Origin of the sequence: Bacillus cereus group sp. N14 (assembly GCF_016483555.1) — a bacterium.
Classification (GTDB): domain Bacteria; phylum Bacillota; class Bacilli; order Bacillales; family Bacillaceae_G; genus Bacillus_A; species Bacillus_A wiedmannii.
This window is the reverse complement of the sequence record NZ_JAEHBQ010000006.1, coordinates 93,370-112,364: the sequence shown is the minus strand read 5'-3', so window position 1 is coordinate 112,364 and position 18,995 is coordinate 93,370. Positions and strand designations below refer to the sequence as shown.

Below are 18,995 nucleotides of genomic sequence, written 5' to 3'. Positions count from 1 at the left end.
ATAATTTTCAGAAAAGTTAAATAAATCATTTATTTTTTTCTGAAAATATAATATAGTTATGGCACAGAAAGTATTTTAACATAAGGAGGCTGTTTATGAGGATTAAAGGGAATTATGTGCCGAAAAGGGAAGTTTTATTTTGCTCAAGTTCAATTACGATAGGGGAAGCACTGGAGCATTTAAATAAAACTGGGTATCGTTGTGTACCAGTTTTAGATGAAAAAAAAGAGAAATATTTAGGGAATGTATACAAAGTAGATATTTTAGAATATAAAGGTTCGCTTGAAGAGAGTGTAGTACAATTATTAAACGATAAAGAAGGTTATGTTAGAGAAGATTCTTCGTTCTTTAAAGTATTTTTTACAATAAAAAAATTACCTTATTTATCAGTAGTTGATGAAAATGGAGTCTTTCTTGGAATTTTAACGCATAAAAAGGTTTTCGAGTTATTAGAAGATGCTTGGGGCGTTCATTCTAGTAAATATTCTGTCATGATTGGGACACAAGATTATAATGGGGCCATTCAAAAATTATCGACAGTATTAAAAAAATATACAGGTATCCAAAGTTTAATGACTTTTGATAATGATGCCTTATTAGTTCGTAGAATTATGTTTACATTAGGAGAAGAGTTTAACGATGGTGAATTAGAGACGTTATTGAAAGATTTAGAAGATCATGGATTTAGAGTTGTGTATGTGGAAGAGATGAAAAATCCACGTGAAGTTGAAACGATAGAGTAACATACAAAAGCCATCTAATTATGTTGGATGGCTTTTACTATGTTACGTGTATAAAATTATTTGAAAATAACGATAGGATAAAAGTTGAGATTGTAACAATATTTGTGTGAAAGAATGAAAAATGTAGATAATTTTGATTTTCAAAAAAATCAATTTGAAAATATGTTTTTATTTTTCAACTAAATATGTTACTATATGTGTGATAAAAACAAAGAGGTCTGACAACTATACTCCACGCAATACCACTCTAATGAGTTAAAAATTCAAAAAAATCAAAAAATAATAGTTAGAGTAAGAATAAGGGGAATGGAGAAATTATGGAGAAAGACACTGCTTTGTAAGGGGCATATTTTATCATCTTGAGCAGAGAGGAGGATGCATAGCATATTGTGAAAATAGAGAAAAACAATGAAAAAGTGCTATGCAAATGAAAAGTATGAAGGGACGTTTAAGGCCAGGTGATACGGTAGCAATTGGTTTAATGTTATTTGCACTATTTTTAGGAGCAGGAAATTTAATTTTCCCACCAGTTTTAGGGCAACAAGCTGGAGAGAATGTTTGGATTGCTACAATTGGATTCCTAGTAACGGGAGTCGGATTACCCCTATTAGCTGTAACAGCTGTCGCGTTTGTAGAGGGGGACTTGAAAGCGCTATCTTCTAGAGTTCACCCTGTATTTGCGTTTATTTTCCCATTGATTAGTTATTTAGCGATTGGACCATTTTTCGCGATTCCGCGTACGGGAGCCGTTTCATTTGAAATGGGTATGAAGCCATTTCTATCAGAGGCATTGGTTTCAGAGTGGTACATGCTATTTCTTTTCACTATAATTTTCTTCGGAATAACGTGGTATTTATCATTAAATCCATCTAAATTAGTGGATTGGTTCGGGAAATTTCTTACACCATTGTTAGTATTGATTGTTGCTGTTATTGTCGGAAAGGCAATTATTGATCCGATTGGAGAACCAGCTGCACCGCTAGCGGCATACAAAGAAAATGCTTTCTTTGGTGGATTTATTCAAGGGTATTTAACGATGGATGCAATTAGTGCACTTGTATTTGGAATTGTCGTTGTACAAGTTATCCGCTCTAAAGGGATAAAAGAGAGTAGTGAAGTTGCAAAAATAACAGTAGTATCAGGTATTATTGCTGTACTTGGTTTAACGTTAATCTATTTATCACTTGCTTATCTTGGTTCAACGAGTACATCACTTGGTGTCTCGGAGAATGGTGGACTTATTTTAACGAATGTTGTAAATGAGTTATATGGAACAAGTGGTAAAATTTTATTAGGACTTGTTATTATACTTGCTTGTTTAACAACTTCTGTTGGATTAACATCAGCTTGTGCTGGTTTCTTTACAAACATATTCCCAAAACTTTCGCATAAAACGATTGTAACAATGGTATGTGTGTTTAGTTTAGTTGTATCTAACCTAGGTTTAACACAATTAATTGCAGTCACTTTACCAGTGTTAATGATCATTTATCCAGTTGCAATCGTATTAATCGTACTTTCTTACTTCCATAAATGGATAGGGAAGCGTAATACCATTTATATTGGAGCTATTTTAGGTGCATTGTTAATTAGTTTCTTTAACGGTTTAGAAAGTGCGAATATTCAAATTGACGCGATTTCTAACGTACTACAAATGTTACCATTATATAATGAAGGAATAGGATGGTTAATCCCATCATGTATTGGCGGGATCCTCGGTTTCTTCTTCTATAAATCAAATGAATCAAGTGAACTACAAAAGAAAGGTGCTTAGGCGCCTTTCTTTTTTTAAAGGGGATTTTATTGTTTTGTCTAAGTAATAAATGGGAGGAATGATAAAATGGCTAATTTTGAAGATTTTTTAACGTTGGATGTAAGAATTGGAACTGTAACACATGCAGAGGAATTTAAAGAAGCTAGAGTTCCAGCGATTAAACTAGAAATTGATTTTGGAGAGCTTGGAATTAAGCAATCAAGTGCTCAAATTACGAAGAGATATACCCCAGAAGATTTAATCGGTCAGCAAATCGTTGCGATTGTAAACTTTCCACCGAAGCGCGTGGCTGGATTTAAATCAGAAGTGCTTGTTTTAGGCGGAGTACCTGAAGCTGGTGATGTCGTATTACTTCAGCCTAATATGGAATTACCAAATGGAACGAAAATTAGTTAGTGTAAAGGCGGGGGAACATGGATATTGGACGAGAATATTTACAATGTGCGATTTCGAATTTTAAAGCAACAAAGAAACAAGGGGAACGGGTGCTTTCTCAATTATCATATGAACAGATCGAATGGTCTTCTCATGAAGCAACAAATAGTATAGCGGTTATTATAAAGCATCTGCATGGTAATATGCGTTCTAGATGGACGGATTTTTTAACATCTGATGGTGAAAAAATAGATCGTAACCGAGATGCTGAATTTGAAGGTGGTTATCATTCTAAGGAAGAGGTTCTCGCAGCATGGAATGACGGATGGGAATATGTTTTGAAAACGATGCATGTGCTAACGCCAGAAGATTTATTACAGACGGTATATATTCGTGGTGAAGCACATACTGTCATGCAAGCGATAGAAAGACAAATTTCTCATTATGCTTTGCATATAGGACAAATTATTTACATCGGTAAAATGTTAAAAGAAAAAGAGTGGGAATGTTTAAGTATTCCTAGAGGACAGTCTGCACGTTATGTAGAGAAAAAACGTTCAACATAATAATAGGAAAGAAACCGATATAAAATGGGAAATAAGAAAATCACCCAAATAATAGATGGTTCTGTAATCATAAGCATGCTGCCAAAAATAAGTCCATATATAATAAGAAAGAAATTAAAAAGGGTATTCACAGGGATAAACCGTGAGATAAACACTTGCTGTCGCTTAAAGCAATCACTGTGAAATAAATAAAAGCGGAAGTACGATGTGGCAGTAATAAGATCTTTCTTTCGCGCAATTCTTTTTTTGCATGTATGACAAATGAATGGTGGTTGCATTTCATTACGCTCCATTTTTTATTTTCGTAATAATGTAAGACAAGATTAAGTGCAAGGTGTATATCCCTATATACGCTCCTGATATAAGAAAAAATGGATTTAGTAAAATTCCATGAATGCTTGTCATAAAAACTAAATCTTGTATTAAAACGTCATATATATTAATAGAAATAATTGTACCGAGTACATAAAGTGCTAAGTAAGCTGAAATATGTAAAGAAACACGGATTGTAGGATGCTTAGCAAGCCAATAAAAAATAAATGATAGTACAAAGGGTAATGTTCCTATTAGTAGCTTCAATTCATTTCACCTCATTAACAATATAGCCGAAATTTAGACGGTCTATTCTCTAGAGCTTGTACATAACTTGGAATAGAGAGGGTGATAGTATGAATCGAGGCTTTTTTTATGTGAAATTCACAAGTGTACGTAAGTTAGTTTTATTTATTATTGCTACAGTACTTGCGACTTTTTTTCTTATTAGTATGATGGTAACTTCTATGAAAGAGACAAAGTCCACGTATTTATATAATTGGTTAAATGAGTTATCAATGAATGGTTACATGTATGTTCTTGGGAAAGAGAATCATTATTTTACACAAGAGTATCGAAATTTAAATCAGGATTTTTCGATTTCTTCGTTTCTCTTTTCGATGGCTACGAATATTCGTTTTAATGATGTACGCAGTTTTGTCGGCAAAGAGCTACCTGGTTTTGGTAAGTACGATACAGAAATTGTTATTGCGGGTGAAGGGACCAATTATTCTAACTTACCGATTGAGTCGAGCGTTCCACTTGAAGAAGTAGTAAAAGAACGGACTGGAGAAGGTGGACAGGCTCCAAAGCCGGATACGAACAAAGGGAAAAAGCAACCAGATCAAACGACAGGAAAACGACAAGTTGCGTTTATTTATCATTCGCATAGCTGGGAATCTTATTTGCCGTTACTCAATTTAACAAACGATCCAAATCCGAATAAAGCGACAAGTTCCGTCACGAATATTTCAATAGTCGGCGACCGATTTCGTGAACAATTAGCAAGTGAAGGGATCGGAGCTACTAACGACAAGACTGATGTCGGTCAAAAGTTGATTAGTAAAGGGTTAAATAGTAATAGTTCTTACAAAATGTCACGGGAAATTGTACAAGAAGCAATGGCCGGCAATAAAGAACTACAATACTTTTTTGATTTACATCGTGATAGTGCTCGGAAAAATGTCACGACAAAAGCAATTGGTGATAAATCATATGCGAAGCTTGCGTTTGTAGTAGGGAAAGGCAATAAAAATTATGAAAAGAACTTACAATTAGCAACGGCTTTACATGAGACGATTAGTAAGAAGTACCCAGGAGTGAGTCGTGGTGTCATTCAAAAAGGATTCCAAACAGGAAATGGTGTCTACAATCAAGACTTGTCAGGGCAAGCGATATTAATTGAAGTTGGTGGCGTAGATAATACGGAGGAAGAACTAAATCGATCGATTGATGCCCTTGCTAAAGCATTTGGTGAATATTTCTGGCAGGCAGAAAAGGTGAATGGATAAAATGAAACATAAATTTGTGAGAGAGTCTGAAAAAACGTGAGTGTAATGCTTGCGTTTTTTGTCATGATGAGACGTCACAGAATAGACATAATTTGTCGTTGTTATAGTAATATCGAAATTTGTCAAATTATACTGGGAGATTTACAAAGGGATTTTCGGGAAAGTAGAGAAAATCTTTTTACAAGGAAAACTTTTTATTATGAAACTGGTAGGGTGATTGAAGTGATTAGGGAGATCAAAATAGAAGATGCAGCACCATTTTTGCAATTAAGTAAGCAACTAGACGAAGAAACGAAATTTATGTTATACGAACCAGGAGAAAGAAAATTTACAGCCGAGCAACAAGAACAAATGATTCATCGCTTTATAGAAAATGAATATGCAACAATATTTGTAGCAGTTGAAGAAGAGAGTATAGTAGGGTTTATTTTAGTGAATGGAAATCATATTCAAAGAAAGAGACATGTAGCAAGTATTGTAATTGGTATTTTGCAAGAGTATAGCGGGCGAGGTATTGGGACGAGATTGTTTAAAGAGGCTGAGAAGTGGGCAAGATTACATGATGTATGGCGTTTAGAATTAACGGTAATGGCCCACAATACAAGAGCTCAGGCACTATATAAAAAAGCTGGATTTGAGAAAGAAGGTGTCAAAAGAGCTGCTCTTATTATCGATGGAGAGAACATCGATGAGTATGAAATGGCCAAATTATTAAAATAAGAGGTCGTTATATGAAAAAAAGATGGACACTACTTGGTATCGTAGCGATGATACTCATTGTTGGAGTAGCAGGAATCAATTATAAAATGTATAAGGATAAGCAGGCGCGCGAGGTAAATGTAAATAACATATTTCCGAAAGCGAAAGAAACGATTGCCAATATGGATGGTGATATTGCGGTCATTAGTAATCCGAATTCGATGCTTGTGCTTGTGAATAAAAGTAGGCGTTTGCCAGATGGGTATAGACCGCCAGATTTAGTTATTCCGAAAGTACGTTACTCAAGTGAAGGTGATCAAGAAAAGAAAAAAATGAGGAAAGAGGCAGCAGGGGCACTTGAGGAAATGTTTCAGCAAGCTGATAAGGAGCGTATTTTCCTTTTTGCAGTCTCTGGATTTAGATCTTTTGATCGACAAAAAGCATTAAATACGATGTATAAAAAACAAGATGGAGAAGCAAAAACAGCAATGTCGAGTGCAGTTCCTGGAACGAGTGAACATCAAACTGGACTAGCTATGGATATTACATCGCAATCTGCTAAGTTTCAGTTAGAGACAATTTTTGGTGAAACGAAAGAAGGGCAGTGGCTTTCTGAAAATGCCCATAAATTTGGTTTTGTCATTCGATATACAAAAGAGAAAGAATCGCTTACGGGCTATCGATTTGAACCATGGCACGTGAGGTATGTGGGAAATCCACAAGCTACATATTTATATGAAAATCAACTGACACTTGAAGAAGTAACAGAGTGAACAATTGAGGGGAGAGAAGGATTATGACGGTGTTATATAAGAAAAAGGTACACGTGTATGTAACAAGAGAAAAAGAGGGAGTTATGCAACTGCTTGTTTTTAAACATCGTGATATACCTGAAGCTGGTATACAAGTACCGGGGGGAACAGTTGACGAAGGGGAAACGTTAGAAACAGCAGTGTTACGTGAAGTACAAGAAGAGTCTGGATTACGTCATTTATGCATAGAACGATTCCTAGCCGACTACATCATACATGTAAAGGAGAAAAAGGAATATCAAAAACGCCATTTTTTCCACGTAACGTTACCAACAGATGTAAAGGATAATTGGGAACATACTGTAAGTGCCGGTGAGGAAGATGAAGGTTTAGTATTTTGCTACGAATGGATTGATATTGCAAAATGCCCTGAATTAGCGGGGAAACAAGGTGAGTTTTTACATTTGTTAGATGAAGTATATGTAAAGTAATAAAAGGTCTGAAGCGGAAGTTCATTCGTTTCAGACTTTTTTTATTTTTCAGGAAATAAAAGGTTTTTATATTGGTAAGTTGAATTCTTTGAAAGGGATTGTAATTGTATATGCGAGGAGCGGAGAAAATGAAAAAGTAATAGATACACGTTATCAATAAAAGCTTTTAAAGAAGGAGAATGAAGATGGAGATTCAGTTCAATGCACGATTACAAAAAGAATTAAATATTCATGATATACAAGTAGCGATGGAAGCTGGGCAATTAACTTCAAAAGAATTAGTTATGTATTATCTTCATAGAATCGCGAAATATGATCAAGAAGGACCAAAAATCAATTCTATTTTAGAAATCAATCCAGACGCTATCTTTATTGCAGAAGCGTTAGATTATGAAAGAAAGACAAAAGGTGGACGGGGACCATTACATGGTATACCTGTTTTACTTAAGGACAATATTGAAACGAATGACTCTATGCATACCAGTGCAGGTACGATTGCCCTGGAACAAAATATAAGTATTGAAGATGCATTTCTCGTTACGAAACTGCGAGAAGCAGGAGCAGTGATAATAGGAAAAACAAATATGACAGAATTAGCAAATGGAATGTCTTTTGACATGTGGGCTGGATATAGTGCAAGAGGTGGGCAAACAATAAACCCTTATGGTACAGGTGAGGATGATATGTTTGTTGGAGGCTCAAGTACAGGATCTGCGATAGCAGTTGCCGCTAATTTTACAGTAGTATCTGTTGGAACAGAAACAGATGGTTCTATATTGAGTCCAGCTGTTCAAAACTCTGTAGTAGGTATTAAACCGACTGTTGGTCTAATTAGTCGTAGGGGAATTATTCCGCTTACTTATTCGCAGGATACAGCGGGACCATTTGCTAGAACGGTTACAGATGCTGCTGTTTTGCTAGGGAGTTTAACTGGGGTAGACGAGAAGGATGTAGCTACTCATAAAAGTGAAGGTATAGCAGAACATGATTATACAAAGTATCTTGATGTTACTGGCTTACATGGAGCGAAGATTGGTGTATTTAGCAATGCACCAAAAGATTATTATGAAACTGGTGAGTATGATGAAAAGTTGTTTAAGGAGACGGTTGAAGTGTTGCGTAGTGGGGGTGCGACAGTAGTAGAGGATATTAATATTCCGTCTTTTCATAGAGAATGGAGCTGGGGTGTATCGCTCTATGAATTAAAGCATAGTTTAGATAACTATCTTTCAAAATTACCTTCTACTATTCCAGTGCATTCTATTTCAGAGTTAATGGAGTTTAATGAAAATATAGCAGAAAGAGCTTTGAAATATGGACAAACTAAGTTGGAGAGAAGAAAAGATGTTCCTAATACGTTAAGAAATCCAGAATATTTAAATGCAAGATTAGAAGATATATATTTTTCTCAAGAACAAGGCATTGATTTTGCACTGGATAAATATAATCTTGATGCGATTCTGTTCCCTTCTTATATAGGCTCCACTATATGTGCGAAAGCAGGTTATCCGTCTATAGCAATACCTGCGGGATATATGGATAACGGGAGACCGTTTGGAATTACTCTTGCAAGCACTGCTTTTTCTGAGGGGACCTTGATTAAACTAGCATACGCTTTTGAACAAGCGACAAAGCATCGGAAAATCCCTAACTTATCATGAATAAAATAAATAGGATAGGAATTCCTGTCCTATTTATTTTGTTAATTAAAGTGAAATATCTTTTTGCTCTGTTTTATCATATTTTAATAAGTTAAATGATAAACAAGCAGAGCACAATATAAGGATAGAAGCGAGAATATAAATCGTACGAACACCGAACAAATCGGTAATAATTCCAACGCTAAGCATAGAGAGACCAGAAGCTGTCGAGAGGAGTGCACCATGAGCTGTATACATTTTTGATAGTAAAGTAGGGGCGACACTTGATTGTAGCACTGTCGTTTGAGAAATATCTCTAATTTGATAACATGGACCCATTAGAACGCATAGAAAAAGCGCAATAAACCCGCTACTTGTCATACCATATAAAAATGTAAGAATACTAAACATAAGAGAGCCTATCGCCATGGAGCGTATTAAATTGTTTTGAATGTATGTACTCATTTTCCATGCTAATATCCCGCCAATTAACGTCCCAACATAATAACTTGTATTAATATATCCCCACCATTCTTCTCCTTTATGAAGAACAGTCGTTACATAAGCCATTGTAATAGCACCGATCCATATTGTCCCTGCGAAAGTTTCAATTAAGTCCATACATGTAACGATACGGAGAGAAGGGTTCTGAAATAAGAGTTTCCAACCTTCCAATAAAGCAGCGCCTTTTGAAGAAGGCTCTATTACTCGTTCAGTATATATGGAGCGTAATGAAACGTGTAGTGCAACACATCCAAAAATCATCAAAATGTTATTCATCATGAGTGTAGAAGTAGCACCGATATGAAGAACGATGACACTTGTAAATGAATAAGCAGCGGCTTGCGCAATTTGTGTGGAAAAGGAAAAAATACTATTTACTTTTACTAATTGTTCTTTTCGTGTAAGGCGAGGAAGGATACCGTATAATAATGGCGCGCTCCAACCGCTACATAATGAAATGAAAAAAATGAAAATGAATAGTGCTACAATATTTGTGGACAGGGATGGGAATAATATCACTAATAAAAATAATAGAGCAGTTTTTGTCCATTGTAGTGTGAAAAGTAATGAATAAGATGAAAAACGATTCATTATAAGTGGTGCAGATGTATTTGCTATAAGATTAGTTATGACTTGTACTAATGGAAAAAGAGCGGTTAATGTAGCTGATTTCGTTGTGATATACATATGAGTTGTAATAATCATGATGTATACGATGTCAGCGAGAGTAATGCATATTTTAGAGCCTAAATAGTAAGTTAATGAACGACTTTGCAACAAGCACACCACCTTCCTAAAAAATAATATTTTAGTAGTTAAAATAATTATAAATTGAAAATTAAATTTTCGAAAGAATTTCATTTTTTTGTCGCTTTTTGAAAGGGATTTTCATGTATAATGAAGAATATATTAATATAGTATTTTATTAATACTTTTTATAACAGTGAATATGTACAATAGCTTGTAGTAAATGCCCTGGTATAAGAAAGGGCGGATAAACCATTCTTTTCTTCATATACATATAGAAAATGAGAAAGAAAGTGAGGGTTGCATATGGCTGCTTGGGTGATTTGGTTTATAATAGCTGGTATTTTATTTATTGCGGAAATGTTGTCGATTACGTTTTATATGCTTTGGCTTGGAATTGGAGCTGTTGTCGGAGGTCTAATTGCTTTGTTTGCTCCTGAAGCACTACTGTTACAAGTTGTTGCTGGTGCGATTGTAAGTTTAACATTGACTTTCTTTACGAAAAGAATTTCAAAAAACTTTCGAGAAGCAAAAGGTTTTACTGATACAGTAGATATGCTTGTCGGTAAAAAAGGCATTGTTATGCAAGCGATCACAAAAGAAGCGAATGGTATTGTGAAGGTGGATGGAGATATTTGGACAGCTATTGCAGATGATCCAATTGATGCTGGAGAAAAAGTAATTGTTATAAAGAGGCATAGTACTATATTACAAGTAAAAAAGGAGAGTGAATAAATATGGCAGTAGCATTAACATTAACGATTATTTTCGCACTAATTGTTGTTACATTTATCGCATTAACAATTAAAATTATTCCACAGCAAAAAGTTGGAGTCGTTGAAAGATTTGGTAAGTTTCAGCGTATTATGGAGCCGGGATTAAATTTATTAATACCAATTGTAGACCGTGTTCGTGTATATCATGACTTACGTATTCAACAAACGAATGTACCACCACAGAAGGTAATTACGAAAGATAATGTACAAGTAGAAATTGATACAATCATTTTCTATCAAATTGTGGAACCAGAACTTGCGACATATGGTATTTCGAACTATGAATATGGTGTTCGTAATATTACTTCTGCAACGATGCGCCAAATTATCGGTAAAATGGAACTGGATGAAACGCTATCTGGTCGTGAAAAAATTTCAACAGAAATTCGCTTAGCACTTGATGAAGCAACAGAAAAATGGGGCGTTCGCATTGAGCGTGTTGAAGTTGTTGATATTAATCCGCCAAAAGATGTGCAAGCATCGATGGAAAAACAAATGAAAGCAGAACGTAATAAACGTGCGATTATTTTAGAAGCTGAAGCTGCAAAACAAGATAAAGTTCTTCGTGCTGAAGGTGAAAAGCAAAGTAAAATCTTAATGGCTGAAGGTGATAAAGAAGCACGTATTCGAGAAGCTGAAGGTATAAAGGAAGCAAAAGAACTAGAAGCGCAAGGGGAAGCAAGAGCGATTGAGGAAATTGCAAAAGCAGAACAAAATCGAATTGAATTACTTCGTGCAGCAGATTTAGATGAACGCGTACTTGCTTATAAATCATTTGAATCATTGATTGAGGTTGCAAAAGGTCCAGCAAATAAAGTCTTTATTCCGTCTAATGCAATTGAAACACTTGGTACTCTCGGGGCAATTGGAGAAATCTTTAAAGAAAAACAAGCGAAGAAATTGCCTTCTTCAGATACACCAAAAGAACAATAAGAGTGAAAAAGAGAAATGGGATGCCATTTCTCTTTTTATTTTTGAGTAGGATAAAAAATATTAGTCCTTTGCCATTATGGATAGGGCTTTTTTGTTTGTCACTTTTCAAAGAATTATAAGTTTAGAGTGTTTGGAATTGTTAAGTGGAATAACACGTTTACTAGACGGTTAAAAAACTGTCAAAGTAATATATTTTTGTTAAAGAAAATTTAAAATATGATATAATGGAATTTTGTGGATATTAAACAAGGGAGTGGGAAACAAGTGCAAATATTATTAATACGTCACGGTGAATCCGAAGCAGATATTTTACATGTACATGAAGGACGAGCAGACTTTGAATTAACAGAAAAAGGAAGAAGGCAAGTGCAAAGGCTTATGCAGAAAGTGAAAGCAGATTTTCCGCCAGATTTCATTTGGGCAAGTACATTAAAACGTGCTCGCGAAACAGGTGAAACATTAGCAGAAGGAATTGGATGCCCAATTCAATTAGAAGAGGAACTAATGGAGTTTAATAATGGGGTACAAGCTGGCTTATCATTTGAAGAGGCAAAAAAATATCCAGAGCCAAAGTTTCTTCATGATCGATTTGAAAACGGGGAATCATTTATTGAATTTAGAATGAGAATAGAAGGCATCTTTTCTAAAATCGTGACAGAGAATACATATGACCGAATTGCAATCGTTGCACATGGTGGTGTAATAAATAGTCTATTACGTGCGTTTTTCAAAATGCCAATTTCAATGGATTATTATTTTAAAATGGGAGATACGGGAATAAGTTTAATTGAAATTGATGGTGAACAAAAAACGATACATTTCATTAATGATACGAATCATTTGGACGGGATGTAAAAACCTATGTATAAAGTAGTATTTTTTGATGTTGACGGTACGCTTTTAAGTGAGATTGACAGAAGTATGCACGATAGTACAAAAGAAGCGATACAAAGATTAATAGATAAAGGGATTCATGTAGTTGTTACTACAGGGAGACCATATAGCTTATGTTCGCAATTTAAGGAACTAGGCATAAATACGTTTATTTCTGCAAATGGTGCGCATATTAAGTGTGAGGAATCAGTTATACATAAATCAGTACTTTCCAGTGAAATCGTTCATGATATCTCAGAGTTTGCAGAATTACATGGTCACGGCGTTTCTTATTTTACTGAGGGTTTTACAATGAACGGAATAGCCTCAGATAATGAGCGTGTAATGCAAGCGCTTAGCGAGACGTTAAATTTAGGGGAGTACCCTGAAAAAAGCAAGGATTTGTCTGAAGAGATCTATTGTTTATGTCTGTATGCGGATGAAATAGAATCTCAAAAATTTATTGAAAAATACCCAATGCTTACATTCGACCGTTTTCATGGTTATGTCATAAATGTATTGGAAGATAATAAAGTATCGAAGCTCACCGCAATTCAAAAAGTATTGGATCACTTAAACATTTGTAAATCAGAAGCAATTGCTTTTGGTGATGGTGGAAACGATATTGAGATGTTGCAATATGTAGGATTAGGAATTGCGATGGGGAATGGCGGAGAAGTACTAAAAACAAAAGCTGATTTCGTTACAAAGAAGGCAAGTGAAGGTGGTATTTCCTTTGCCTTAAAGGAGTTTCGTATTATTTAAAGATAATAGCTAGTCAGTTTGAAAAATCCTGTTTTCATGACAGGATTTTTTGTTTAACAATATTCTTGCAATAAAAGTAAAAATGTGAGTATAATGAAAAGTAATTAGGTAAGCTAATTAATTTAAGGGGAAGGAGAGTGAAGATAAATGGGTTCAAAAAATGATTCTCTACCTTTAGGGATTGGGCCGTATACAGAGTTAATAAAAAAGACAGCATCAGCGGATACGGATCCAATCGCAGCAAAACTTGGTTTGTTAATGTTATGGACGTCTGATAATGTTCTTGATGCTGTTGACGTAGATTTAGCTCCGCTTGGTATTTCGGAAAGTAAACTAGATTTTTTACTGTTGTTTATTTTGCGTGAAATGGAATCAAATGGGGAAGAAGTGAATATGAGTCCTTCGGATATTGCGAGTCGATTAGGGATAACACGTGCTTCTGTCACTGGTTTATTAGATTGGATGGAGAAACGAGAGTTAATTGTAAGACTCCATCATTCTGAAGATCGAAGAAGATTAAAAGTGAAAATTACCCCGAAAGGAAAAGAACTAGTTACGCAATCTTTACCAACTTTTTGGTTATCTTGCGCTTCGTTAGTTGAAGACTTTAATCAAGAAGAGCGTCAAGTTTTAGAGAAGCTATTAAATAAAATGCAAGTAACTATGCAGGTGAAATTAGGAGAAGGTAGGTAAATAAGTTGATTATGAGGATCAACTTATTTATTTGGAAATATAATTAGCTTACCTTATTATATGTTTAACTAACTTTAGAGACAGTCATATTTTTTAAAACGAGTAGCAGTTAAAGAAATGCCATTTTGCGTACTTTAGAGGTTTTAAGTGGATAAAAAAATTATAATAAGGGAGAGATATTATGATGGAAATAGGAAAGGAAATAAATAGTGAAAAGAATTACACAATAATGACCGTTGTATTATGTTGGTCGGGTATGGTAGTTATGTCTAGCTTATATGTAACAATCCCTTTAATTGCTCTATTTTCAGACTTTTTTAATGCTTCACTAGCACAATCTGCAGCTACAGGCAGTATATTTTCTGTTGGCTTTGCTATAGGTTGTTTGTTATTTGGGGCAATCTCTGATAAATATGGGCGAAAAAAAGTGATCTTCATTGGCTTACTTGCTCTGTCGATTATTTCTTTTTCCTTAGGGTTTGTAGGGAGTTTATTTTGGCTTGTTATTCTTAGAGGATTACAGGGTATCGCAGCAGCTACATTTTCTCCGGTAGCGTTAGCCTACGTTGTAGAAATGTTTCCAGTAGAAAAAAAGGTTACAACAATAGGATTTGTTAGTACCGGTTTTTTAGTAGCTGGAATTGTAGGGCAGGTAATCAGTACGGTTGTTAGTCAGCATTTTGGATGGCATATGGTGTTCTTTCTTCTTAGCATTGTCTATATGATTACTGCTGTATGGGTTCATTATTCTCTTCCGAAAGGAGAGACGTCTCAATCCTATACTGATATTTTGGGACCAATTAAACAAATGGGTAAAGTTTTTACACATAAAAGCTTAGTAATGAGCTATATGATTGCATTTGTTTTATTAATGGCTTTTGTTAATATGTATATTGTTTTAGGGAATTATTTGAGCTCTCCTATTTACACTTTAACTGCAGAACAAATCCTTTATTTTCGCTTAGCGGGGCTGTTTGGTATGTTGCTGTCACCGATTGCGGGTCGTTTAACAAAGAGGTTCGAAGTAAGGAAAGTTCTTCAGGGGGGATTGTTGGTCGCTATTATTAGTCTAAGTGCAATGGGTTTTGTTTCATACCTGCCTCTACTTGTCATAATGAGTGTCTGTTTTGTAATAGGTATTGCTATATCAGTTCCGTCTTTAGTTTCTCTTGTAGGCCAATTGGGAGGAAAAGCAAGGGGAATAGCAGTTTCCATTTATACTTTTATTTTATTTTTAGGTACTAGTATAGGACCCATCATTTCTATTTATCTTATGAAAATAGGAAGTTATGCTCAAACGTTTATTTTATTAGGAATGATACTTTTTATTGGTTTTATAGCTTCTCTATTTATTAATAATGAACGTGTATTTGATGATATGTAAATTGGATAATGAATGAGTGGAAAATCACTCAAATAAAGGAATGCGAGGATCTTTCATATGCTCGCACAATAAAATATGAACTTGCCCACGATGATGATAAAAATGTGAGAGAATTTCAAGTAACCATTCAAACCGAGAATAAGAAACACCCCAATAGGCAGTCATAACTTCTGCTAATTCTTCTTGGGAATAGGAAAGAAATGTTTTAGAGAGAAGATTGTATCCTTCAATCATTATTTGTTGCATATGGGCAATTGTTTCCGGTGTATATTCTAAATAAAAAGTACGTAACTCTTTATCCGTACTACCATTTAAAATGAGTAAATCTGCATGGCAAATAAGAGAAAGATGTGCACACATTTCAAATAAAGATCGCTTCGAGTGAATTGGTTGTATTTTTAAACTATCTTCATTATATTGGTTAAGCATTTGAATAGAAGTATCAACAGCAACTTGTAGTTGATGCAATGCAGATTGTACAAACATTGTAATTCTCCTCTTCTCCGTATATAATAGTTTCTTAAGAGTATTATATCATACTCAAAATTCCGAAAATTCTAGTAGTTTGACTAGCATATTGAAAAGTATTATATTGTAAAAGGTCATATGAAACGTGAAATAGAATGGAATGCAATTATTGAGTTAGGAGTTAGACCAATGAGTTTGAAATATGGAAGAGATACAATTATTGAAGTTGACTTAAATGCAGTAAAACATAATGTAAAAGAATTTAAAAAGCGTGTGAATGATGAAAATATTGCAATGATGGCTGCTGTAAAAGCAAATGGGTATGGCCACGGGGCGGTTGAAGTTGCGAAAGCTGCTATTGAAGTAGGAATAAATCAGCTTGCAGTTGCATTTGTAGATGAAGCGATAGAGTTAAGAGAAGCAGGAATTAACGTGCCGATTTTAATTTTAGGTTATACATCAGTAGCAGCTGCGGAAGAGGCAATTCAATATGACGTTATGATGACTGTTTATAGAAGTGAAGATTTACAAGGTATAAATGAAATCGCAAACCGTCTTCAAAAGAAAGCGCAAATTCAGGTGAAAATTGATACAGGAATGAGTCGTATCGGTTTACAAGAAGAAGAGGTTAAACCATTTTTAGAAGAATTAAACCGTATGGAGTATGTAGAGGTAGTAGGAATGTTTACACATTACTCTACGGCAGATGAAATTGATAAATCATATACGAATATGCAAACAAGTTTATTTGAGAAAGCTGTCAATGCAGCAAAAGAATTAGGAATTCATATTCCATATATTCATAGTTCAAATAGTGCAGGTTCAATGGAGCTTAGCAATACATTTCAAAATATGGTCCGTGTAGGTATTGGAATATATGGAATGTATCCTTCAAAAGAGGTAGATCATGCAGTCGTTTCTTTACAGCCTGCGTTGTCGTTAAAATCAAAAGTAGCTCATATTAAACATGCGAAGAAGAATCGCGGTGTAAGTTATGGGAATACGTATGTAACGACTGGTGAAGAATGGATTGCAACTGTACCGATTGGCTATGCTGATGGATATAATCGTCAGTTATCTAATAAAGGGCATGCATTAATAAATGGAGTTCGAGTACCTGTTATTGGCCGTGTTTGTATGGATCAACTTATGTTAGACGTTTCAAAAGCAATGCCAGTACAAGTTGGGGATGAAGTAGTATTCTACGGTAAACAAGGTGAAGAAGAAATTGCGGTAGAAGAAGTAGCGGATATGTTAGGTACAATTAACTATGAAGTTACATGTATGTTAGACAGAAGAATTCCACGAGTTTATAAAGAAAATAATGAAACGGCTGCTGTCGTAAATATACTAAGAAAAAACTGAATCGTTGTGATTCAGTTTTTTTATTTTTGACAAATGAAAAATGTTCTGTTTGTACCGTGTAATTGAATGTTCTTAAAACCTACAGATTCCAATGAAGAAATTATTTCTTCATTGGAATAACAAGCTTCCTCAAAAGAAAAGTCACTTCTTGTCCAATTATTATCTATGTCATGTTGAAATAGTATAAAGTTCATTTCTGCTTTTTTATTTTCGTTATCATATGTAGAATCAATTGTACATACATATTCTTCCGCTGAAATATGAAATGAAGCAATCCAATTTTCAAGAAAACCTTTCTCCATATTCATATCAAATACGAATGTACCTTCGCTATGTAATACGGAGTAAACATTATGAAAAACATTTTTTAATTCATCTAATTTTAAAATATGGTTTAAGCTATCGCCAGTAGAGATAACATAGTGAAATTGCTCATTTATATTGAAATAACGAGCATCATCGACGATAAAGGTTGCGTCTGGCGCGTTTTGACGTGCGTATTCAATCATTTGAGCAGAACCATCTATACCAGTTACTACAAAATTATTATCAATTAATTTCTTAGTAAGGTGACCAGTCCCGCAGCAAAGATCTAAAATATGAGAATGTGGTGGTGCATATTGTAAAACGAATTTTTCCAAAAGTAGATAGGAGTGTTCAGCAAAATGTCCCCAATGTTTATTATAGATGTCTGCAAAAATATCATAATCAGAATAAATTAGTTTTTTACACATATGTATTCACCTCAAGATTCATTACATTATAATAGTTATGCTTCTTTTTCATTTCAAAACCACATTGTGTATATAGTTTTAAAGCGTGGTTATTTTTCGTTTCGACGTCTAATTCAATTGTTGAAATTCCTTTTGTAATAAGGGTATGTACCATATAACTAAGAATATCTTTTCCGTATCCTTTACCTTGATAAGAAGGATGAACAGCGAACCCTGATAGTGTAGTAGATTGTTCTTGCTCAGAAACTGTAATCGTTCCTATCACTTTTTCGTCGATAAGAGCACAGTAAACTTGATAGGAAGGGGAATTCATCATTTTTTGTAACCATGTAGCGGTATTTTTTGCTGAATCTCCAAAAGCTTTACTGGAAATTTCAATAAGATCAAGAAGTGACCCTGAAGATGCAAGAGTGAGCTGTATAGTATTCTTTGTTGATTTTTGCACTTCTTTTGCTTTGAACTCCATACTATATTCACTATATAAATAAGGTAACTTCATATGTCTTGCAAATTCTTTCCCAGAATCAGAATCCCCATTCATAATAAGAAGAGCTTCATCTGCCTTTCGGATTCGTATTTCTTTCATTGCAGTTTGTAAAAGAGTAGTGCCTATATGTTGTTTCCTATAGTTCGGATGAACAAACCCTATTAACTCCAGTTTTGTCGGTCTTTCAAAATCATACATACTTAATGCACCGATTAATTGAGTATTATCATAAAATAGGAAATCATTTATCTCTTCATTAGTACGAGCAGTTAAAAAGTTTATATGTAAATCTGATGAGTAATCAATTTGATCGTGTTGCCCACAAATATGAGCTAAATCTTTCATGCGCTGAATTTCGTTTGTTATTAAAGATTTCTTTTGTTCAATATTCATTTCATAACCC

Annotated in this window: 22 protein-coding genes; 16 read left to right on the top strand and 6 right to left on the bottom strand. The window is 34.5% G+C overall.

Features of this window, described 5'->3' with window-relative positions:
* Positions 1–95: 95 nt before the first annotated feature.
* From cbpA to JDS82_RS11465, 4 genes are all read left to right on the top strand, one after another.
* Complete coding sequence (cbpA, locus tag JDS82_RS11480) at positions 96–743, top strand: cyclic di-AMP binding protein CbpA (protein WP_001220512.1); 648 nt, start codon at positions 96–98, stop codon at positions 741–743.
* 436 nt (positions 744–1,179) lie between these two features.
* Positions 1,180–2,517 (top strand): branched-chain amino acid transport system II carrier protein BrnQ4, encoded by a 1,338-nt coding sequence (gene brnQ4 / locus JDS82_RS11475; protein ID WP_406655997.1) that lies wholly within the window; start codon positions 1,180–1,182, stop codon positions 2,515–2,517.
* A gap of 66 nt (positions 2,518–2,583) precedes the next feature.
* Positions 2,584–2,913, top strand: a complete 330-nt coding sequence (gene csaA / locus JDS82_RS11470; RefSeq protein WP_048559698.1) for a chaperone CsaA — start codon at positions 2,584–2,586, stop codon at positions 2,911–2,913.
* Between the two features lie 17 nt (positions 2,914–2,930).
* Complete coding sequence (locus tag JDS82_RS11465; protein ID WP_088112800.1) at positions 2,931–3,458, top strand: DUF1572 domain-containing protein; 528 nt, start codon at positions 2,931–2,933, stop codon at positions 3,456–3,458.
* Here the strand turns inward: JDS82_RS11465 and JDS82_RS11460 are convergent.
* Complete coding sequence (locus tag JDS82_RS11460) at positions 3,431–3,736, bottom strand: permease (RefSeq protein ID WP_142291201.1); 306 nt, start codon at positions 3,734–3,736, stop codon at positions 3,431–3,433. The genes JDS82_RS11465 and JDS82_RS11460 overlap by 28 nt on opposite strands.
* A 4-nt stretch (positions 3,737–3,740) precedes the next feature.
* Positions 3,741–4,037: a hypothetical protein gene (locus JDS82_RS11455; RefSeq protein ID WP_097815698.1), complete on the bottom strand. Its 297-nt coding sequence runs from the start codon at positions 4,035–4,037 to the stop codon at positions 3,741–3,743.
* Positions 4,038–4,126: 89 nt separating this feature from the next.
* Between JDS82_RS11455 and spoIIP the strand changes: the two genes are divergently transcribed.
* The 5 genes from spoIIP to JDS82_RS11430 all read left to right on the top strand — a co-directional run bounded on the left by spoIIP (position 4,127) and on the right by JDS82_RS11430 (position 8,884).
* The gene (spoIIP, locus tag JDS82_RS11450; protein WP_048559702.1) at positions 4,127–5,281 is read left to right on the top strand and encodes a stage II sporulation protein SpoIIP; all 1,155 of its coding nucleotides are present in this window, start codon (positions 4,127–4,129) and stop codon (positions 5,279–5,281) included.
* A 222-nt stretch (positions 5,282–5,503) separates the two neighbouring features.
* Positions 5,504–6,001: a GNAT family N-acetyltransferase gene (locus JDS82_RS11445; RefSeq protein WP_048559703.1), complete on the top strand. Its 498-nt coding sequence runs from the start codon at positions 5,504–5,506 to the stop codon at positions 5,999–6,001.
* An 11-nt stretch (positions 6,002–6,012) separates the two neighbouring features.
* On the top strand, positions 6,013–6,753 hold the full coding sequence (locus JDS82_RS11440; RefSeq protein ID WP_048559704.1) for a M15 family metallopeptidase: 741 nt from the start codon (positions 6,013–6,015) through the stop codon (positions 6,751–6,753).
* 23 nt (positions 6,754–6,776) lie between these two features.
* Entirely contained in the window at positions 6,777–7,223 is a 447-nt protein-coding gene (locus JDS82_RS11435) for an NUDIX hydrolase (RefSeq protein WP_016088209.1), read from the top strand.
* A 185-nt stretch (positions 7,224–7,408) separates the two neighbouring features.
* Complete coding sequence (locus JDS82_RS11430) at positions 7,409–8,884, top strand: amidase family protein (RefSeq protein ID WP_199713277.1); 1,476 nt, start codon at positions 7,409–7,411, stop codon at positions 8,882–8,884.
* A gap of 45 nt (positions 8,885–8,929) precedes the next feature.
* Here JDS82_RS11430 and JDS82_RS11425 read toward each other — a convergent pair whose 3' ends face one another.
* Positions 8,930–10,144, bottom strand: coding sequence for an MFS transporter (locus tag JDS82_RS11425; protein WP_142950418.1), 1,215 nt, complete (start codon positions 10,142–10,144; stop codon positions 8,930–8,932).
* 276 nt (positions 10,145–10,420) lie between these two features.
* Here JDS82_RS11425 and JDS82_RS11420 point away from each other — a divergent pair, with 276 nt between their 5' ends.
* The 6 genes from JDS82_RS11420 to JDS82_RS11395 all read left to right on the top strand — a co-directional run bounded on the left by JDS82_RS11420 (position 10,421) and on the right by JDS82_RS11395 (position 15,538).
* Positions 10,421–10,849, top strand: coding sequence for an NfeD family protein (locus JDS82_RS11420; RefSeq protein WP_000741980.1), 429 nt, complete (start codon positions 10,421–10,423; stop codon positions 10,847–10,849).
* A gap of 2 nt (positions 10,850–10,851) precedes the next feature.
* Positions 10,852–11,823 carry an SPFH domain-containing protein gene (locus tag JDS82_RS11415; protein ID WP_000257391.1) on the top strand — a complete coding sequence of 324 codons (972 nt, stop codon included), beginning with the start codon at positions 10,852–10,854 and terminating at the stop codon, positions 11,821–11,823.
* Positions 11,824–12,087: 264 nt separating this feature from the next.
* Positions 12,088–12,678 carry a histidine phosphatase family protein gene (locus JDS82_RS11410; RefSeq protein ID WP_199713275.1) on the top strand — a complete coding sequence of 197 codons (591 nt, stop codon included), beginning with the start codon at positions 12,088–12,090 and terminating at the stop codon, positions 12,676–12,678.
* A 6-nt stretch (positions 12,679–12,684) separates the two neighbouring features.
* Entirely contained in the window at positions 12,685–13,461 is a 777-nt protein-coding gene (locus tag JDS82_RS11405; protein ID WP_199713273.1) for a Cof-type HAD-IIB family hydrolase, read from the top strand.
* Between the two features lie 147 nt (positions 13,462–13,608).
* The gene (locus tag JDS82_RS11400; RefSeq protein ID WP_199713271.1) at positions 13,609–14,154 is read left to right on the top strand and encodes a MarR family winged helix-turn-helix transcriptional regulator; all 546 of its coding nucleotides are present in this window, start codon (positions 13,609–13,611) and stop codon (positions 14,152–14,154) included.
* A 184-nt stretch (positions 14,155–14,338) separates the two neighbouring features.
* Positions 14,339–15,538 (top strand): MFS transporter, encoded by a 1,200-nt coding sequence (locus JDS82_RS11395; RefSeq protein WP_199713392.1) that lies wholly within the window; start codon positions 14,339–14,341, stop codon positions 15,536–15,538.
* A 24-nt stretch (positions 15,539–15,562) separates the two neighbouring features.
* Here JDS82_RS11395 and JDS82_RS11390 read toward each other — a convergent pair whose 3' ends face one another.
* Positions 15,563–16,024, bottom strand: a complete 462-nt coding sequence (locus JDS82_RS11390) for a DinB family protein (RefSeq protein WP_000498023.1) — start codon at positions 16,022–16,024, stop codon at positions 15,563–15,565.
* A gap of 171 nt (positions 16,025–16,195) precedes the next feature.
* Here JDS82_RS11390 and alr point away from each other — a divergent pair, with 171 nt between their 5' ends.
* Entirely contained in the window at positions 16,196–17,371 is a 1,176-nt protein-coding gene (gene alr / locus JDS82_RS11385; RefSeq protein ID WP_199713391.1) for an alanine racemase, read from the top strand.
* A 20-nt stretch (positions 17,372–17,391) separates the two neighbouring features.
* Here alr and JDS82_RS11380 read toward each other — a convergent pair whose 3' ends face one another.
* Together JDS82_RS11380 and JDS82_RS11375 are read right to left on the bottom strand one after the other, a co-directional pair.
* Positions 17,392–18,105: a class I SAM-dependent methyltransferase gene (locus tag JDS82_RS11380; RefSeq protein WP_000335144.1), complete on the bottom strand. Its 714-nt coding sequence runs from the start codon at positions 18,103–18,105 to the stop codon at positions 17,392–17,394.
* Positions 18,098–18,985, bottom strand: coding sequence for a GNAT family N-acetyltransferase (locus tag JDS82_RS11375; protein ID WP_001019656.1), 888 nt, complete (start codon positions 18,983–18,985; stop codon positions 18,098–18,100). The genes JDS82_RS11380 and JDS82_RS11375 overlap by 8 nt, the downstream gene beginning before the upstream one ends.
* Positions 18,986–18,995 lie beyond the last annotated feature (10 nt).

Bases quoted from the DNA above. Each gene is read 5' to 3' on its own strand.
- cbpA (WP_001220512.1), top strand. From the start codon at position 96: ATGAGGATTAAAGGGAATTATGTGCCGAAAAGGGAAGTTTTATTTTGC.
- brnQ4 (WP_406655997.1), top strand. From the start codon at position 1,180: ATGAAGGGACGTTTAAGGCCAGGTGATACGGTAGCAATTGGTTTAATG.
- csaA (WP_048559698.1), top strand. From the start codon at position 2,584: ATGGCTAATTTTGAAGATTTTTTAACGTTGGATGTAAGAATTGGAACT.
- JDS82_RS11465 (WP_088112800.1), top strand. From the start codon at position 2,931: ATGGATATTGGACGAGAATATTTACAATGTGCGATTTCGAATTTTAAA.
- JDS82_RS11460 (WP_142291201.1), bottom strand. From the start codon at position 3,736: ATGCAACCACCATTCATTTGTCATACATGCAAAAAAAGAATTGCGCGA.
- spoIIP (WP_048559702.1), top strand. From the start codon at position 4,127: ATGAATCGAGGCTTTTTTTATGTGAAATTCACAAGTGTACGTAAGTTA.
- JDS82_RS11440 (WP_048559704.1), top strand. From the start codon at position 6,013: ATGAAAAAAAGATGGACACTACTTGGTATCGTAGCGATGATACTCATT.
- JDS82_RS11435 (WP_016088209.1), top strand. From the start codon at position 6,777: ATGACGGTGTTATATAAGAAAAAGGTACACGTGTATGTAACAAGAGAA.
- JDS82_RS11430 (WP_199713277.1), top strand. From the start codon at position 7,409: ATGGAGATTCAGTTCAATGCACGATTACAAAAAGAATTAAATATTCAT.
- JDS82_RS11420 (WP_000741980.1), top strand. From the start codon at position 10,421: ATGGCTGCTTGGGTGATTTGGTTTATAATAGCTGGTATTTTATTTATT.
- JDS82_RS11415 (WP_000257391.1), top strand. From the start codon at position 10,852: ATGGCAGTAGCATTAACATTAACGATTATTTTCGCACTAATTGTTGTT.
- JDS82_RS11405 (WP_199713273.1), top strand. From the start codon at position 12,685: ATGTATAAAGTAGTATTTTTTGATGTTGACGGTACGCTTTTAAGTGAG.
- JDS82_RS11400 (WP_199713271.1), top strand. From the start codon at position 13,609: ATGGGTTCAAAAAATGATTCTCTACCTTTAGGGATTGGGCCGTATACA.
- JDS82_RS11395 (WP_199713392.1), top strand. From the start codon at position 14,339: ATGGAAATAGGAAAGGAAATAAATAGTGAAAAGAATTACACAATAATG.
- JDS82_RS11390 (WP_000498023.1), bottom strand. From the start codon at position 16,024: ATGTTTGTACAATCTGCATTGCATCAACTACAAGTTGCTGTTGATACT.
- alr (WP_199713391.1), top strand. From the start codon at position 16,196: ATGAGTTTGAAATATGGAAGAGATACAATTATTGAAGTTGACTTAAAT.
- JDS82_RS11380 (WP_000335144.1), bottom strand. From the start codon at position 18,105: ATGTGTAAAAAACTAATTTATTCTGATTATGATATTTTTGCAGACATC.
- JDS82_RS11375 (WP_001019656.1), bottom strand. From the start codon at position 18,985: ATGAATATTGAACAAAAGAAATCTTTAATAACAAACGAAATTCAGCGC.